The sequence below is a fragment of the Tateyamaria algicola genome (assembly GCF_047715485.1).
Classification (GTDB): Bacteria; Pseudomonadota; Alphaproteobacteria; order Rhodobacterales; family Rhodobacteraceae; genus Tateyamaria.
The window spans coordinates 763,094-780,654 of the sequence record NZ_CP180422.1 but is presented as its reverse complement, the minus strand read 5'-3'; the positions used below and the strand labels follow the sequence as shown (position 1 = coordinate 780,654).

At 64.4% G+C, this 17,561-nt stretch carries 9 protein-coding genes; 3 read left to right on the top strand and 6 right to left on the bottom strand.

The window, feature by feature from the left end:
- Positions 1-48 precede the first annotated feature (48 nt).
- Positions 49-1,515: an FAD-dependent tricarballylate dehydrogenase TcuA gene (gene tcuA, locus ACMHLQ_RS06230; protein WP_415403924.1), complete on the top strand. Its 1,467-nt coding sequence runs from the start codon at positions 49-51 to the stop codon at positions 1,513-1,515.
- Here tcuA and ACMHLQ_RS06225 read toward each other — a convergent pair.
- On the bottom strand, positions 1,512-5,447 hold the full coding sequence (locus ACMHLQ_RS06225; RefSeq protein WP_415403923.1) for a translocation/assembly module TamB domain-containing protein: 3,936 nt from the start codon (positions 5,445-5,447) through the stop codon (positions 1,512-1,514). The two genes, tcuA and ACMHLQ_RS06225, sit on opposite strands and share 4 nt — an antisense overlap.
- Entirely contained in the window at positions 5,448-7,169 is a 1,722-nt protein-coding gene (locus tag ACMHLQ_RS06220; RefSeq protein ID WP_415403922.1) for an autotransporter assembly complex protein TamA, read from the bottom strand.
- Here ACMHLQ_RS06220 and ACMHLQ_RS06215 point away from each other — a divergent pair.
- A complete protein-coding gene (locus tag ACMHLQ_RS06215; protein ID WP_415403921.1) occupies positions 7,168-7,356 on the top strand; it encodes a hypothetical protein in 189 nt (62 codons plus the stop codon). The two genes, ACMHLQ_RS06220 and ACMHLQ_RS06215, sit on opposite strands and share 2 nt — an antisense overlap.
- Here ACMHLQ_RS06215 and ACMHLQ_RS06210 read toward each other — a convergent pair.
- Complete coding sequence (locus ACMHLQ_RS06210) at positions 7,346-7,603, bottom strand: cyclic nucleotide-binding domain-containing protein (protein ID WP_415405238.1); 258 nt, start codon at positions 7,601-7,603, stop codon at positions 7,346-7,348. The genes ACMHLQ_RS06215 and ACMHLQ_RS06210 overlap by 11 nt on opposite strands.
- Before the next feature lie 1,669 nt (positions 7,604-9,272).
- Positions 9,273-10,277: an ABC transporter transmembrane domain-containing protein gene (locus ACMHLQ_RS06205; RefSeq protein WP_415403920.1), complete on the bottom strand. Its 1,005-nt coding sequence runs from the start codon at positions 10,275-10,277 to the stop codon at positions 9,273-9,275.
- 240 nt (positions 10,278-10,517) lie between these two features.
- Here ACMHLQ_RS06205 and ACMHLQ_RS06200 point away from each other — a divergent pair, with 240 nt between their 5' ends.
- On the top strand, positions 10,518-10,898 hold the full coding sequence (locus tag ACMHLQ_RS06200; RefSeq protein ID WP_415403919.1) for a DUF3307 domain-containing protein: 381 nt from the start codon (positions 10,518-10,520) through the stop codon (positions 10,896-10,898).
- 3 nt (positions 10,899-10,901) lie between these two features.
- On the opposite strand, the gene ACMHLQ_RS06195 is transcribed toward ACMHLQ_RS06200, so the two are convergent.
- Positions 10,902-12,617: an adenylate/guanylate cyclase domain-containing protein gene (locus tag ACMHLQ_RS06195; RefSeq protein ID WP_415403918.1), complete on the bottom strand. Its 1,716-nt coding sequence runs from the start codon at positions 12,615-12,617 to the stop codon at positions 10,902-10,904.
- Between the two features lie 66 nt (positions 12,618-12,683).
- Entirely contained in the window at positions 12,684-17,549 is a 4,866-nt protein-coding gene (locus tag ACMHLQ_RS06190) for a PKD domain-containing protein (RefSeq protein ID WP_415403917.1), read from the bottom strand.
- Positions 17,550-17,561: the final 12 nt, after the last annotated feature.

Sequence of the window (17,561 nt, the reverse complement as noted above, 5' to 3'; positions counted from 1 at the left end):
TTTGTATCCGCTTGGATACAAGTGCGACCGTACCCAAGGAGAGTACTCATGTCAAAGACCGTTATCGTAGTTGGATCAGGAAATGCCGCACTTTGCGCGGGCATTGCGGCGCTCGAGGCGGGCGCGCAGGTCTTGATGCTCGAAAAAGGGGATGAGAGCCTTGCGGGCGGCAACACCAAGTATACCGCGGGGGCCATGCGCTTTGCCTATGACGGGGGTGCTGACCTGATGCCGCTGCTGCGCGATCCGACGGATGCGCGCCTGCCCAACACGGATTTCGGCAGCTACACCACGCAGAAATTCAGCGACGATCTGCTGGGCTTCAACGACGGTCGGGCGCTGTCGCCCGAGCAGGTGAAGCTGGTGGGCCGATCGGGTGAAACGATGCGATGGCTGGCCAGCCATGACGTGAAATTCGAGCCGATCTACAGCCGCCAGAGCTTTGAAAAGGATGGGCGGCACGTGTTTTGGGGTGGGCTGACGCTGGCGGCAGAGAATGAGGGCGTGGGCCTGTTCGACATGGAATTGGCGGCCTTTAAACGGCTGGGCGGCACGATCCGCTACAACAGCGCCGTGACCGGGCTGATCCGCGACGGGGACCGTGTAACAGGCGTGCTGGTCGGCGATGTGCCTCACGAGGCGGATGCGGTCATCCTTGCCAGCGGAGGGTTCGAGGCGAGCGAAGCCTTGCGCGCCCGTTACATCGGCCCCGATTGGGTCAAGGCAAAGGTGCGCGGCACGCCCATGAACACCGGCGACGGGCTGGTCATGGCGCTCGAGGCGGGAGCACAGGACTATGGCCTGTTCGAGGGGTGCCACGCCACGCCGATGGATTTGCACATGGCCAATTTCGGCAACCTCGACATCCCCCATGGCGAGCGCAAGAATTACCGCAAGATCTGTTACTTCCTCGGTGTGATGCTCAATGCCCGGGGCGAGAGGTTCGTGGACGAGGGGATCAATTTCCGCAACTACACCTATGCCCAGTTCGGGCGCGCGGTGCTGGAACAGCCCGGGCATTTTGCCTGGCAGGTCTTTGATTCCAAGGTGTTTGATCTGCTCTATGGCGAGTACCATTTTCACGACGCGCATTTTGTCGAGGCGGAGACGCTGGAGGCGTTGATACCGATGCTGGATGGGGTGGATGCGGCGGCGGCTGCCGAGACGTTGGCCGTTTACAATGCAGCCGTGGATGCAGAGATGCCCTTTGATCCGACTGTGTTGGACGGTAAGGGCACCCGCGGCCTGCCGCTGGCCAAATCGAACTGGGCGCAGCGCCTCGATCAGGGGCCGTTTCGCGCCTATCCAGTCACGGGCGGCATCACGTTCACCTATGGCGGGTTGAAGGTGTCGGACAACGGGGCGGTGCTGGATACCAACGGGGCCGAGATGCCCGGCCTTTACGCATGCGGAGAGCTGGTGGGCGGTGTGTTCTACAACGGCTATCCCGGCGGGTCAGGCCTGACCTCGGGTGCCGTCTTCGGGCGGCAAGCCGGGGCGGGCGCTGCTGGCTAGTAGTCTTTCTCGATAAAGATGCCGAGGCCTGTATTGCTGTCCGCGCCCACGCTGCCGCGCACGGTCACATTCGGAGTCAGGTCAATGTTCAGCGACACCTCGGGTCCGTCCGCGCCGCCGACGGTGACGTCGGTATAGATGTTTTCCGAGATGTATTTGCCCGCGCGCACCGCTGTGTTGCCGTCGGTATCCGTGGTCACGTCCAGATCGTCGAGGTTGAAGGACCCGCGCAGGCGCGACACGATCCCTTCGCCGCCCGCACCAGCCAGACTGGCCACTGCGCTGGCCAGTTGCAGCGCCTGAAAGGCTGACAGCTGCGAGATGTCGCGCCCAAAGAAGATTTGTGCCAACACCTGGTCCTGGGGCGCTTCGGGAGTGGCTTCGAACGTGACTTGCGGGTCATCTGCCGGTCCGTCCACAACGATCCGTGCGGTGCCGGTTGTCGTGGTCGTGGCGACGACGAAGCGCAGATAGGGATCAAAGCGGCCCTGCAGCCGCACAATCCCCTCGTCCAGATCGAACCGCTTGGCCAGGATGTCGAGCCGCCCGCGGATCAGATCGAATTGCCCGGTCGAGATCGTGTCGGCACTCGTACCGGTCAGGCGCAGCGATCCGCCCAGCTCGGCATCAAGGCCACGGCCGCGCACAAAGATGCGCGAGGGCGCGTTGATCGTGATGTCGAGAGGGAAGGCCACGCCGTTGCCCGTGCTTTCCGTGCTTGCGGTCAATCCTGCGCGGTCGCGTGTGCGCATTACGGGGCGGGTGGCACCGATATGAGTGATGTCGGGGATACTGCCAAAGGTCGATATGCCGCTGGCCGGGATCTGCACATTGGTCTCGCCCACATTGACCGTGCCTGCGATCCGCGCGCCCCCGGTCAGTGCGCCGCGCAAGGACACATCCCCGTCGAGCGTGCTGGTGTAGATCGCGCCATCCGTCACTGTCACCGCGTTCAGGCCCACATCGATCTGGGCGGGATACCCGCCGCTGAGCGTGATGGGGCCATCGATGTCGATTGCGCCGCCTTCGGTCACGCCTGCGGTGATGTCGATCACCGCCTGCCCTCCGTTCAGCCGGACCGCGCCCGAGATGTCGTCGAAGGACAGCGGCAGGTTGGGTGCGGCCAGCCGGGTGCCTTGCGTGGTGATCTGCCCGTTGACCGAGGACAGGGCGGGCGGCCCGTCCACCGTCAGATCGAAATTGGCGACGCCTGCGATATTGCGCGGCTCGATGAATGGGTTGGCGAGGCCCAGTTGCGCCTGACCGTTTGCGTCCAGTGCCAACTGCCCGTCACTGCCAACAAGGCCTGCGACCCGCGCCGTTGTCCCGGCGGGGCCGGTGAGGTCAGCGGCGATGTCGAAACCGCGCGGCACCTGTTGTGCCGTGCCGGTGACCGAGGCTGCACCGTTCAGTTGCGGCACCAGCGCGCCCACGTTGGGCAGTTGCAGCGCATAGCGTGCCGACAGATTGTCGGGTGCATAGGTGCCGCTGAGGGTGCCGGTGCTGCGATAAGGCCCTTCGATATCCGTATCGACCGCCCAACCCGCATCGGTCTGGCGCACCGTGCCGTTCAGCGCAAGCGGGCCGGTGATACCGGGGGCGAGCGGTGCGACATTGGGCAGACCCACGTCAAAGGCGGCGGTGAGTTTGGCCGCCTTGTACGCCCCCGACACTGTGCCTGCGCTGGTATAGGGGCCGGTGAACTCCGTGCCGAACTCCCACCCGTCAGCCATTTGTTGCACATTGCCGTCGAGTGCGATGGGCCCGCTGACCCCGGGCGCAAGCGGGGCGATGTTGGGCAGGGCCACGGAGTAGTCGGCGCTGAGCGTGTTGTCCGCGAAACGTCCCGATATGGTGGCCGTGCTGGAATAGGGGCCTTTTGTGTCGCTGGTGAAATCCCACACGCCGTCCTGTTGCACCGCATTGGCCGTCACCAGCGCGCTGCCTTGCACTTGCGGGACAAGCTGGGCGATGTCCGGCAGGGCCGCTTTCAGGTCAATCTCGGTCCGGGCGGGTGCGATCGTGGCCTCGACATCCGCCGAAGCCGCCAAGGGGCCCGCAAGCGCGGCGGCGACATCCCACACATCACCTGATTGCTGTGCCGTGCCGTCGATGGTGAGGGGGCCGGACACTGCATCGGTGACCCGGCCCGCATCGTCCAGCCGCAGCGCATAGCGCGCGGTGCTTGCACCGGTTTGAAGCGTGGCCGTGACATCTGCGGATAGGGCCTCGTTTTCCAGCATCAGCCGGTCGAGATAGGTGCCCGTCTCGTCCCGGCGCGCGGCCATATCGAGGGTCGTCGCCCCGGTAAGAAGCGCGTCGGCCTGGGCAATGCCGATGGCAAGATCGCGGGTTTCCCCCGCCACGGCGACGTCAAAGAACCCACCCAGAGCCGCATTGCCCGTTGCAGACAGGGTGCCGGCCCCCGTCAAATCCAGACCGGCAAGATCAGCAAAGGCGGTAAGGTCGGGCGTGTCCAGCGCGACATCGAACTCTGTTCTGAAAGCGTCGGAGAAGCTGTCGATCGTGGCATCGCCACGCACCGCCCAATCTGCACCCGTTAGAGCCATGTCGCCAAGGCGCAGCGGCATGGCTTCGGTATAGGTCACCGACAGGTTGCCCCGCACGACTGTGCCGACGGCGCGGGCAAGGGCCGGATCGCTCAGGCCAAGGCCGGTGGCGGCCAGCGCGATGCGCGTCTCCACGGACCCGATGGCATTCACATCGCCCGACAGCGTGCCATTCAGTTGCATCACCAGGGCGTCCGCCTGCGCATCCACGCGGTCCAGTCCCCGGACATCGACACGTGCCGTCAAGGCGTCGCCGTCGCTGGCATCAAATTGCACCGACAAATCAGCCCGGTCGATCCGGGTGTCATCACCGCTGACGGGCAAAAGGACGGACGTGCCCGTGGGATCCTCAATCTCGCCGGTCACATCCAGCAGGGTGGGCCACCCATCAGGGTTGAGTGCGGCCTGACCGGCCAGTTGCAGAACGCGGGTGCGCAGATCAAAGGTGTCCAGTGTCAGCGCGCCGTTGCCATCCTGGTTGCCTGCCGCCGTCAGCTGCACATCCGGTCCGAAAAAGTCGGCATATTGCGGTAGGAACAGCGCAGTCACATCTCCGCCCAGGTCCACGTCAAAGGCCATCGGCCCGTCGGCCTCGCTTTGCAATTGTAGGGCGCCTGCGAGGCGCGGGGTGTCATCGGTGCGTAAATCCAGCTGAGCGGCAAAATCGCTGAGCACCCCGTCGCCCGTGATCTTGAGATCGACGCTAGGTCTGTCGGGGACATTCAAAAGGCCCGAGATCAGGCCGCCCGCCGCCTCTTGCAGATCGAGGTCGAGCGTCAGCGCACGCGTGTCGTTGGCATAGCGGGCAAGCACGTCAAAGCTGGCCGCTTGCCCATCCAGCCGCTGCGCCTGCAGGGTTGCGTCACCCGCACCCCCCGCAAGGCTCGCCGCGCCGGACAAGGCAAAGGCCGCAGCCTCGCCCAGAACAGGGGCGCCCAAGGACACGCGGTCAATCCGCATCTGCCCGATTTGCAGGGATGCGGGCAGGTCGGGCAGGGCAAAGGGTGTGGCCTCGGGCGCGGGCGCCGCGTTGGGCGCGACCACGGGCAGGCGCGGCAGGTCGACCCGCGCCGCACTCAGTTCGGATATGTCGATTGCGCCGCGAAACAGGGCGCTGCGGTTCCAGTTGATGGCCACGTTCTCAAGCGTCAGCCACACGCCTTCGGTATCGGCCACGGTGATCTGCTCGATTGTCGCGGTGCTGGACAGTACCCCGGCAAAGCCGTCGATGCGCACGGTCCGGCCCTCACCGCCCAGGCTGCTTTCCAGCAGGCCGATCAGGAACCCGCGATCCTCGTCCGCGTCTTGCGCGGCAAGCGCGAAAGGCCAGATCAGGCAGAGGAGGGCGAGCACACACCGCATCTAGAACGCCTGCCCAATGCCGATGTAGATTTCCACCCCGGAACTGTCACCGGGGCCGGAACCGGGCAGCGCCATGTCAAAGCGGATCGGGCCGATGCCGGTGTCATAGCGGATGCCCGCGCCGTAGCCTGTGTGCCATTCGCCAGAACCGTCGATAAAGCTTTCTGGCCCGATATAGCCTGCATCGTAGAACGCGACGACAGACAGCCGCTCGCCCGTCTTGACCCGCACCTCGCTCGACAGTCCCAGGAATGAACGCCCGCCAATGGTGACGCTCGGGCTGAGGTCCACGCCAAGGGATTGGTAGTCCTGCCCGCGCACGGTGCCGCTGCCGCCCGAAAAGAACAGGTAATCGGCGGGTGCGTTTTCAAGTGTGGGGCCCGCGACCGAGCCCAGCAGACCGCGAAACGCCAGTGTGACTCGCTCACCCAATTGGCGGTAGGTGCGCAGATCGAGGGTCGAGACCACGCCGCTGTCGGTGCCGTCAATCGCCACGAACGGGGTCAGCGCGGCCTGCGCATAATAGCCCGATGTGGCGTTCAGTGGATCGTCGCGGCGATCAAAGGTGGCCGTGAAAGGGAACGTGAGGATGGTGTAGTCGCGTTCGCCCAGATCGTCGCGGGTCTCGGCTGTCTGGATGCCGACACCATACGAATACTCGCGGTCTTCTGAGGCAAAATAGGTGGTGCCCAGTTCCAGTGTCGCAGTGCGCGAAAACAGGTTGGGGTCGTCGCGCTGCTCGATCTCGCCCAGCAGGTAAGCCTCGAGATCGGTGCGCCATGTGGCCGGGCGGGACAGGCGCGCACCCAGCAGGAAATCAACGCCGTCCGTATCGCCGCCCACGCCGGAAATCTCGGCCTCGATGCGCAGGCGCTCGGCACCGCCAAAGATGTTGCGATGCAGCCAGAGGGCGCTGACACTCAGCCCGTCCAGCGTGCCGTATTCCGCGCCAAAGCTGTAGCGGCGAGGCAGTTGGTCGCTGATCGTGGCAGTCACATCCAGCGTGCCGTCGGGATTGGCCGTATCCGCCTCGGTCAGTGTGGCTGCGGCAAAGGTGCCGGTGCGGCGCAGGCGGTTTTGTACCTTGTCCAGCGTGTCGGGGTCAAAAACCTCGCCACTGGGCCAGCCCGCGATTTCGCGGATCCGTTTTTCGCGCACGGCGCTGTCGCCGCTGATCGTCAAACGCCCAAGAGACAGGCGCGGACCGGGGTCGAGGGACACGGCGGCGTTGAGCGTGGCCTCGGGGTGGTTGGCCGTGATGCTTTGGCCCGAGACGTTCGCCTTGGCATGGCCTGCTTGCCGCCAACCTTCGATCTCGGCAGCGGTGGCCGCGCGCAAGGTCGAGACACGCGCGGTTTGCCCGCGTGAGAAGCCGGGTGTGGCTTCGGTCTCGGGCGCGCCCGGTGTGATGGACAGATCGCCAAAGGTGAACACGCGGCCCGGATCAACGATCAGAACGACGGATGAAATGGCCTGCGGCGCTGCGATGGGCGACATCGCCGCCGCCTCGCGCCCGTCCAGAAGGATGCTGATGGACGGCCCGAAATAGCCCTGATCGTAAAGGAATGCGATCAGACGCCCGTAATCGGCCTGCGCGGCGCTGAGCACGTCGATAGGTCGGGGTGTTTCATCCTCGGCGTCGGCGAGGGTTGCGGACAGGGAGGCGTTGCGCAGATCGTCACGCAGGGCGTCGGGGGCCTGCACGGTAACTTCCAGAGCCATGGCCGATCCTGCACCGCATATTGCGGCCAGTGTGACTGCCAGTACCCAACAGGCGTTTCTTAACATCGTGCAGCACTCCGCCGCGCGCAGCGCACGGCCTTTCAACCGGAATGCCAAAACTCCTCCGAAGGGTCCAGCAGATATGCGCGAAATCCGCCATCTGCGCGACAAATGGGTCAGGTTTTGACGTAACCCGCAACAACCTGCAGCAGCCGGAAGGCCGTGGCCGCGTCGTTTTCGACAACGGCCATGAACTCTTCTTCGCCGATACGCAGGCAGGACAGATCCGATTTGGCCCGCATGTCGAGCGCGCGCGGCTCGCTGCGGATCAAGCCCAACTCACCGACCAGCGAACCGGCACCGACGGTCGCGATCAAGGTGTCATCACCGCTTTCCACCGGCAGCAGCAGGTCCGCCTCGCCGTCGATGATCATGTAGGCCCCGTCCGTCGGGTCGTCATTCTTGTGGAACACGTATTCGCCCGGCGCCGCCTTGTACCAGCGCGCACCAAAGGCCAGCAGGCGCAACTGCTTGCGCTTGAGCCCGGAAAACAGCGGCGTGCGGCTGAGCGCATCGACCTTGCGCGCGAGGTCTGCGCCCACTTCGCTGTCTGCTTCGGCGCGCGCCCCTTCAGCACCGACAAGGCGGCCCTGCTGTACTTCGATATGCATATCGAACGCCTCTTCATCTTCGAACCCGTCGTTGAGGAAGATGAGCGTGGCATCCGGCAGCAGCGTGCGCAGATTGGTCAGCAGCGCCTCTTGCACCTCGGCGTCATAGCTGGCCATGACCTTGTCGAGGATCAGGATATCGGGCCGCTTGATGGTGGCCCGGCTGATCGACAGCGGCTCGGCAAAAAGCGCTGGCAGGTTCGCCCCACCCAGCGCAATCGGCACGTCAAAGACCAGTTCCAGCACCAGCGGGCTGATGCCTTCTTCCGCCAGCACTTGCCCGACGATGCGGCGCAATTCCTCGCCCCGCGTCCCGGCGCTGTCGGACACTTTGCCATACAGCGCGTTTTCCAGAACGCTGAGGCCGTAGACATATCCGTCCGGCGTAATCGGGACAAACAGGTCATCCATCTGCTCGCGCAGCATCACCGCATGATCGCGGCGCATTTCGAGGACGCGATCCTTGACCGCATCGGGAAAGGACGGGCCGACTTGTTCTGCGGTGACGCTGGCGGGCACGCTGAGCAGCAGGGCCAATTCGCCATCCGTGATCTCGGAGCCCGCAGGCTTGCGCGTCACCAGGTCCAGCGCGGCCTCGTACACTTCGACCTCGAGCCCCACCTTGCGGAACAGGGGGTGGTCGGTGCCCGTCGCGCCAAAGATCTGGCGCAGCATTTCGATGATGTTGCGCGCCAGCGTCTCCAGCCCAGAGGCGAGTTTCAATTCGTGCAACAGGCGCAGAAACTCGAGCTTGGCCTCGATCATGTCGGGCGTGATGGTTTCACGCGGGGTGGCGAACAGCAGGTTTTCCGCAATGGGCAGGGACGGGTTGTATGCTTCGGGGTCAAAGCGGTGGACAAAGCGCGACAGCCCCGCCTGTTCGACCGCCTCGGCGATCTTGGGGCGCAGCGCGATCAGCGCTTCCGTCAGTTTGGGATGGGCCTCGGCGTCATAGGTTTGATCCATGGTGCGCCGGGTCAGCACCTCGCCACTGCCCGAGCCCTCGATCAGGGTGTACCACCACGCGCGCAATTCATCGCGATCCCTGACGCCTGCGACAGAGGGGTCCAGCCAGCGCGCCTTGATCATGTCGTGGCTGTTCCCGGCGCGCACGGCCTCGCGGAAAAAATCGGTCTCTTCGCCCGGTGCGACGGGGGCCAGCCGCATCGGCATCATCACGTTCTGCCCGTAACTGCCACGAAACAGGATGGGGCGCGAATTGGCGTGGCCAATGCGCTTGGCGATGGTGGTTTGGTGCAAGTCCTTGATCTCGTGCCCAGACAGGGTGACGGTGCCGCTGGTCGGAAGGGTCTCGCGCGTCAGCACCTCGGCCAATGCGCGGCGGTCTTCGTCATTGCCAGCGGTGATGCCCACGACGGAACCCGCCGGGATGGTGACGGTGATGTCCTCGAGCACTGGATTGCCGTCGCCGTCACGCACGGTGACCTGATCCAGCGCGATGTCCCCGGTCAGGCGCGGCGCGTCGGGGGCGGGGCCGTAAAACAGGTCTTCGTCGATCATGCCATCGGGGGCGAACCGTTCGGTGATCGTGTCCCAGCGCAGCGACATGTCGGCGGTCTGATTGTAGTAGGCCAGCAGCTCTTTCCACGGGCTCGACAGGTCCTTGTAGGCGGCCAGTGCGGCCACCAGGGCGCCGATGGTCACATCGCCCTGGATCACCAGATAGCCGCCAATGGAAAAGAAAAAGAACGGGGTCAGTTGCGTGATGAAGTTGTTGAGGAACTTCATAAAGAACTTTTTGGTAGATCTGGAAGCGGATCGCAAAGAGTTGCCCCAGCCTGTCCCCGATCATCGCCATCCGGTACCGCCAGCCTCCATTGACGCGCAAGGTGCCTGCCCCTGCCGCGCCTTCGCCGATCTCGGCCGCCAATGCACGCACCTGCACGACGCGTTTCTTGTTCAACTGGTTGATCTGGCGTTGCAGTTTGGGGATCAGCCAGGCCTGCAGCGGGATCAGTGCAATCGCGGCAAGGCCAAAGGCCACGGACTGGAAGAACAGAAACCCCAGGATCGTCAGCATCTGGCCCGCTTGCAGCACGGGCTGCGCCACGGCGTCGCCCATCAACCCGCCCATGGGTTCGCTTTCAGCGGTTACCATGCTGACCAGCTCGCCCTGGCTCGTCCGTTCGAAATAGGGTTGAGGAAAGCGCAGGATGCGCGCGATCAGCGTATAGCGGAAACGGCGCAGCAGGCGTTCGGCCAGCACACCCTTCATCGTGTTGATCCGCATCTTCATGATGCCGTGGGCCAGCACCGCGAGCAGGAAGGCGCCACAGAGCATCATCAGATAGGTGATCTGGTCGAATTCGTAGCCGTAAGCCTCGATCGTGGTCGACCCCGAGCCGATGGCGTCGTTGATGATCTGCTTGGGCAGTTCCAGCGTCAGATAGAGCAACGGAAACAGCGACAGTGTCACCACAAGCAGGATCAGCTGGTCGCGTTTGGAGTATTTCCAGATAAAGGCAAAGAGGGAGCGTTCTATGGGAATGGTCCAGGTTCAATGGTGGGCAGCCGCCCGTGGGCAATCTAGCAAGGGCATTCGCAACAAATCAATGGGTTGGGGGATGCGCGTTGGCGCAAGGGCTGTGCGCTCGTGCATTGCAGCAAACGAATTGGCCGCCTAGGATGGTTCCAGACCAAAACCAAAGGACCACCCTTGGCTGATCCTGTCACCTTCGCTCTGACGCTGCTGTTCCTGTTGCAGTTCAAACACTTGTTCGCGGATTTCTACCTACAGACTCCGCGCATGCTACGGGATCGGTCGGTCTATCTGCACATGGGGCGGGTGCAGCATGCCGGGCTGCACAGTGTCGGATCCCTGATCGCCATGGTGCTGGTGGGGGTTCCCGTTGCGCTGGCAGGTGTTGTCGCCCTGGTTGAATGGGCGGTGCATTTCCACATCGACTGGGGCAAGGGGCGGTGGTCGGACCATACCGGGCACGGGCCGGATCAGGCCGGGTATTGGCGCGCATTCGGGATCGATCAGGCGCTGCACCAGTGGACCTATCTCGTCATGGTGTGGGCGGTTCTGCCCTAGGCATCATTCGGCTGCCGCACGCCGTGCGCTGAGGGCGCCAAAGGTCGGCACCGGGTCAGCATAGCCTTTCAGCGCAATGGCCTCGAGCGTTTCAAAGGCCACGCCGTCCATCCCTTCCCCCGCCTCGCGGGTGGCGGCATCAATAAGGACCTGGCCGGGATCGGCCTTGGAACACAGCCGCGCTGACAGGTTCACGGTCGAGCCCAACACGGTGTAGTCCATCCGGCTCGCGGCCCCCATCGCGCCCATCACCACCTCGCCCGAGGCGACCCCGATGCCCACATGCAGGTTGTAGTCGGGAAACTTCTCGAGCAGTTCCTGCATCGCTTCGATGATCTGGACCGAACAGGCGACGGCGCGCCGCTCCATCTCGTCGCCCTCGAACACGGCCACAAGGGCGTCACCGATGAATTTGTCCACGTCGCCCTTGTGCTCGACCACGATGCGGTTCTGCACCTCGAAATACTCGTTCAGCGCCTCGATCACGACCTCTGGCGCGACCCGTTCGGAAAACTCGGTATAGCCGCGAATGTCGGTAAAGATCACCGACACCTTCTTGCGGATGCCGCCGCGCGACATGCCTTCATCCGCGCTTTGGATGGCCGACATGGTGCCGTGGCTGACGAATTTCATCAATTCCAGCCGCTCGCCCAGTTCCGCGATCATCCTGTTCACGCGCACGGACAGTTGTCCCAACTCGTCGCGCGATTTCACATCCTCGACCCGTGCTGCGAAGTCCCCCGCGCCGACCTGTTCCACCACTTCTCCGATCTGGAGGATAGGGCGCGTCAGGCGGCGCGCAAAGATCAGCGCACCGACGCTGGCCAGTGCAAAGCCCAAGGCGCCGATGATCAGGATCTGGCGGGTTATGGCATTCACCACCGCATAGGCGCTTTCCTCGGTCAATTCGGTCACGACGGCCCATGGGAACCAGTCTGGAAAGGCATAGGCGCCCAGCACATCCGTCCCGTCGGGTCGCGTATAGGATTGCAGGGCATTGGCCCGCGCCCCGGCCACGATGAGCGGCAAGGCGGATTGCACGATGTCGCGTTCAGTCACCAATTCCTGGGTGTCGCCCAGCACGGTCCGCCCGGCCTGGTCGATCACCGTGATGTCGCCCCGTTGCGAAAACGGGTGACGCTGGACAAGCCGCGACAGGCTCGACAGTTCGATCCGCGCGGCGAGGGTGACCTGACGCCCTGCGATCTTGGTGTTGAGCGGCAGGGCAAGCGTTGCGATCCAGCTGCCGGTCTCCTCCAGCCGAGAGATCAGGGGGCGGCCGTATTGCCCGGTGCCCTCGATATTGGCCAACAGATCGGCAGGCACGGTCAGCATCTGGATCGGGTCGATCCCAAGCCCGTCGAGACGCTGCGAAAATGCCTGATCCGTTGCCATGATCGGCAGGTTTGATCCCTGCACCGCCAGTTGCAGCGACAGCACGTCCGGCAGCTCTTGCAGGCCCAGCGTCAGCAGCGACACCTTTTGCGGCACGTCCAGTTCATCACTGTCGATACCATTGCGTATCACCATCAGGGGGGACAGCCAGCGCCCTTGATAGGTGGTGTCGAACTGGCCCTGAAGCTGTGCGGCAACGGTTGTCAGATCCTCGTTGGCCGCGGATTTCAACTCGTCCCGGCTGAGGCGCGTGAGGTTCTGGCCCACGATAGCCAGTGGGACCACCGCCAGAAGCGTGGCAAACACAAAGAATTTGAGACGCAAGGGGAACCACATACGCCCCACACTACCTGATTCATTTGCCTAGTGATATGGCGGTAATGCCGCGCGTTAATTGCCGCGCGGCACTGCCGTAATCGTGGCGGTATCGGTGCTTGTCCCGCTGGCCAATCCGGTGGTGTCTCGGGCAGTGACCGTCACCGTATAGGTGCCGGGCGTGGTGAAGGCATGGCGCACAATGGCCCCCGAGGCCGTCACGCCGTCGCCAAAGTCCCACTCGATCGCGAGGCCGTGGCCATCGCCGTCGCGCGCGCCACTTGCGTCAAAGACGACAACGTCATGGGCGGCGCCAACGGGCACTTCCAGATCAGGGCCTGCATCGATCACCGGACTTGAATTGACCAAGACCGCGAGTGTGTCCGTGCCCACGGCACAGTCCGATCCGCTGTCATCGCGCGCACTCAACTCCACACTTACCGGGCCGCTGGTGTCAAAGCTGCGTTCGACCTGCGCGCCTTCCAACGTGACACCGTCGCTGAACGTCCACGTGAAATTGGTCAGCGTCCCGTCCAGATCGCCCGAGGCCGATCCGTCAAACAGAACCGGCACGCCGGGGTTCACGATCTTGTCCGGGCCTGCGATGGCGGTCGGTGTGGCGTTGACGCGCACATAGACTTCTTCGCTGCGGCGGCTGTTGAGCAGCCCCTTGCCGTCGTCAAGGGCGACCGTCACCGGGTAGAGGCCGGGGGAGGCAAAGGCGTGGCTGACGGACGCGCCCGTTGCCGTTGCGCCGTCGCCAAACGACCACTCCACACTGGTGCTCTCTTCCACGTCGACAGACCATGGCGATGCAACGCCGGTGCACATCTGGCTGGCCACCGACAGGCCCACTGATGGGGCCGGGTTGACCGTAATCTCGCGGTCTAGCGTGGTGGCAGAGTTGCCGACACCGGCATCGTCCATCACTGTTAGACGTAGTGTGTAAGTGCCCGGCGCGTTATAGGTATGTGCCACGGCCACGCCGGTCGCGGTCGTGCCATCGCCAAAGTCCCAGGCAAAGCCGGTCAAGGCACCGTCTCCGTCAACCGAGGAAGACGCATCAAACACGGCTGCGGCGCCAGCGGCGACCTTGTCAGGTCCGGCAAGGCCCGCCATCGGCGCTTCGTTCACGATCACCTTACGCCGCGTTTCGACCTGCTCAAGGCCCGATGCCAGTCCTTCAAGCCGCGTCACCAGAGTGGCGAAATACACACCCGGTTCGGCAAAGACATGTTCGACCTTGTCACCTGTTGCCGTGCCGCCATCCGAGAAGGTCCACGTGTGACCAGTCACCGTTGCGTCGCCCAGATCGTTGACTTGCGCCTCGAACGGGGCGGGCAGGCCGGCGGCAGCGCGGTCGCCGGCGACAATCACCTGTTCAGGCGCGGGCAGCACTTCGATACTGGCCGTGTCGGTGTCGAGCGGGCTGCAATCGCCCACCGCTTCGCCCTGAATGGTCAGGGTGACGGGGTAGGTGCCGGGTGTCTTGAAGCGGTATTCAGGCCGCTCACCACTGGCGGTTCCGCCATCGCCCATGGTCCAGCTGAACGCGTTGACCGCGCCGTCCGCATCGGTCGATCCCGACCCGTCAAAGCGCACGGGCTGGTTCGTGTAGACCGTCATGTCGGCGCCTGCATCGGCAATCGGCCCTTCGCGCACCAGCACGGCGATGCGATCCACATCGCTGCCCCACTCGGTCCCCTTGCCGTTGCGCACGCGCAGGGTCACGGGGTAGGCGCCGGGGTTCTCATAGATCTTGGTCGGGTTGATCAGATCAGATACCGTGCCATCGCCAAAATCCCACGAGTAAAGCAGCAGGCCGCCATCCGGGTCCACGCTGTCGGAGGCGTCAAACAGGATCGACTCGCCCGAGCACACATCGCGGTTGCCGCCCGCATCCGCGAGGGGGCGGGCGTTGACCACCACGGTGGTGGCATCAATCGCCGTTGCATTGGACAGGCCCGTTCCATCATCGACCCGCAGCGTGACCGGGAACTTGCCCGAGCGCGGATAGACATGCGTCACTGTCCGGCCCATGCGGATGGCCGACCCGTCGCCCATGTCCCACGTATAGACCAGCGCATCCCCATCTGCGTCCGCCGAGGCCGAGGCATCCAACGTCACCTGCAACACATCCGTTTCAATGTTTGGGCCTGCTTCGGCCACGGGCGCTGCGTTGACGCGCACACTCATGTCGTCCGTCGCGGTGGAGTTGGCCACTCCAGCCTCGTCCGTCACCACGAGCTGCACCGCCCATGTGCCGGGCGTGTCGTAGGTGCGGGTGACCTGCGGTGTGGTTTGTGCCGCGTAGCCATCGGCGAAATCCCAGAGGTAGCTGACGATCTGGCCGTCCGTGTCATAGCTCTTGGTGCCATCCAGCACGACCGGATCGCCGGGCGCGACCAGCAGGTCTGCTCCGGCCTCGGCCACGGGTTGGGCATTGACGGTGATCAGAACGTCGTCGTCGTCACGTGCCGGGCCGCCACGGAAGCTGTCGAACACGCTCAGCGCGATGCGGTAGGTGCCAGGCTCGGCAATGGAATAGCCGATGCGCTCTTGTGCCATGGTGTCGCCGCCGGGCAGAACCCATTCATAGGCCCCGATGGACCCGTCCGGGTCGAGGGATGCACGTGCGCTCAGCACGAATTCCTCGCCCGGTGCCACGACCTGCGGGGGGCCTGCATCGGCGATGGGGGTGGCGTTGACCGTCACCAGCATGGTGTCGCGGTTGGTGTTCAGCGGCGCACCGCTGGCATCGCGCACGACAAGCGCAACCTCGTAGATGCCGGGACGGGCAAAGGCGTGCACAGGGCGCGGACCTGTCGCCGTGCCACCGTCGCCAAAGCTCCATTCATAGCTTGAAATCGAGCCATCGGGATCGACGGAACCCGTGCCGTCAAACTGCACGTCCGAGGCGGTGACAAACTGGTCTGGCCCGGCATTGGCAATGGGGGCGGCATCGATCACGATCTCGCGGGTGATGCGCTGTACGGCAGAGGCGGTGCCGCTGTTATCCGTCACGGTCAGCGCCACAGTGTAGACGCCGGGCGCGGTCCAGGCATAGCTGACGGTCTCTCCCTCCCCCATGGCACCGTCGCCGAATTCCCAAAGATAGGACAGGATCGCGCCGTCCCGGTCGACCGAGCCCGAGCCATCAAGCTGGGCTGCCTCGCTGACGGACACCGGGCGCGGGGGGATCGCGATGGCGGGTTCTGGGGGCGCGTTGATGTCGATGGAAAGCGTATCCGTCGCCCGTTCATTCACAACACCGCTGTCATCCGTGACGGTCAGCGCGACGGTGTAGCGGCCCGGCTCGGCATAGGCGTGCTGCACATTCGCGCCGTCCAGCACTGTGCCGTCGCCCATGTCCCAGGCATAGGCCGACACGGTGCCATCCACGTCATAGCTGGCGCTGCCATTCAGGCTGATGGTCTGGCCGACTTCGGCCGTCTGGTCTGTGCCCGCCTCGGCCACGGGGGAAAAGTTGACCGTCACCTCGCGGGTGGCCACACCAAAGTTGCAAGGATGCAGGCTGTCGTCGCTCGCGCGCAGCACGACGCGATAGGCGCCGGGCGTGTCATAGGCCTTTTGCGCCAGCGGCCCCTCGACCTGTTCGCCATCGCCGAAGGACCAGACATAGCGGGTGATCGGGCTGTCGGAGGGTTCGGACGCCGTGCCGTCAAAAGGGATCACTTCGCCCGGGGCCACGACAATCGGATCACCGGGCTTGGCCACTGGCGCAGCGCGCACATGCACAGGCACTTCGACGGACGCACCGGCGCCGGGGCGGCCACCGTCTTCCAGCACTTTCAGGATTGCGGTGTAGCGCCCGGGCTGGCTGTAGAGATGCGCGATCACCGGCTCGGTCGACCTGCTGCCGTCACCGAATTCCCAGATGTAGGACAGTGGCTCGCGGCCCAGCGACCGGCTCGCATCAAAGGCGACCGACTGGCAGTTCGCCAGCGGACGGCCGGTGCCCACGGCGGTGGGGCGGGCCGGGTCGAGCGTGCGGCGGGGCGGCATGCTCAGCGGCATTGCCGCGCCACTGCCGTCAAACACGGCGACGGTCACGTCATTGGGTGTCTCGAACCCTTGCGCGAGGCTGAGGGCGAGGTTGGTATCATCGGTGTCGGCGCTGTCGACTGTCCAGAAATCCTGGCCCGACACGCGCACCGGCAGGTCTGCATAGTCCGTGACAATGGCGATATCGCCGTTCGCAGCATCAAAGCTCTGGACCGTGTAGGGCCCTTGCGTGCCCGGGAACTGGACACGGGTGGCCGTACCGGAAGAGGTCCAGCGGATCGTGGGTTGATACGAGAACACCTCTAGCCCTTCGGGCGCGCGGTCGCGGTCTCTTGCCCGGCTGACATTGACGGAAAAGCCGTTGCCGTCATTGCCGCGTGTGCCCTCGACATCGAGGCGGAAATAGGCGCGGTCCCCAATCATTTCGCCCTGTGCCGCGCGCACGGCACCCAGCGTCACCCAGCGCCCATTGCTGGAGCGGTCGTTGTCGTAAGTACGCTCAAGAATGCCGCGACCGGGACCGGTGGCCGGGAACGCGGGGCGCGCACGGTCTGCGCGCGCGCGGTCTTCGACCATGACGGGGCGCTCGACCTCGCTAAAGGCCCCTTCGAACCCGTAAACGCGGAATGTTGTGACCGAGTCTGCAGGGCCGCCATAGGTGAAATCGTCCTGCCCGAAAATCTCGGGGTCATAGAGGCGAACAAAGACGCGTCCGGGCGTGTCGGCGGGGATGGAAAAGAAGATCTGCTCGCGTCGGTCCACGTCACCTTCGCGGGTGGGGGCCTGCGCGCCGTAGACGACGATCAGCCCCTCATCCACGGACTGTGCCGCCGCGGGCAGCGCCACGACAAAACTAAGTACCGCCAGTAGACGCCCCAAAACACGGCCCAGATCAGGCATGGCAGTCCCCATCATTCGTCTTCCTCC

Bases quoted from the DNA above. Each gene is read 5' to 3' on its own strand.
- tcuA (WP_415403924.1), top strand. From the start codon at position 49: ATGTCAAAGACCGTTATCGTAGTTGGATCAGGAAATGCCGCACTTTGC.
- ACMHLQ_RS06225 (WP_415403923.1), bottom strand. From the start codon at position 5,447: ATGCGGTGTGTGCTCGCCCTCCTCTGCCTGATCTGGCCTTTCGCGCTT.
- ACMHLQ_RS06215 (WP_415403921.1), top strand. From the start codon at position 7,168: ATGGCCGATCCTGCACCGCATATTGCGGCCAGTGTGACTGCCAGTACC.
- ACMHLQ_RS06220 (WP_415403922.1), bottom strand. From the start codon at position 7,169: ATGGCTCTGGAAGTTACCGTGCAGGCCCCCGACGCCCTGCGTGACGAT.
- ACMHLQ_RS06210 (WP_415405238.1), bottom strand. From the start codon at position 7,603: ATGATCATCGACGGCGAGGCGGACCTGCTGCTGCCGGTGGAAAGCGGT.
- ACMHLQ_RS06190 (WP_415403917.1), bottom strand. From the start codon at position 17,549: ATGATGGGGACTGCCATGCCTGATCTGGGCCGTGTTTTGGGGCGTCTA.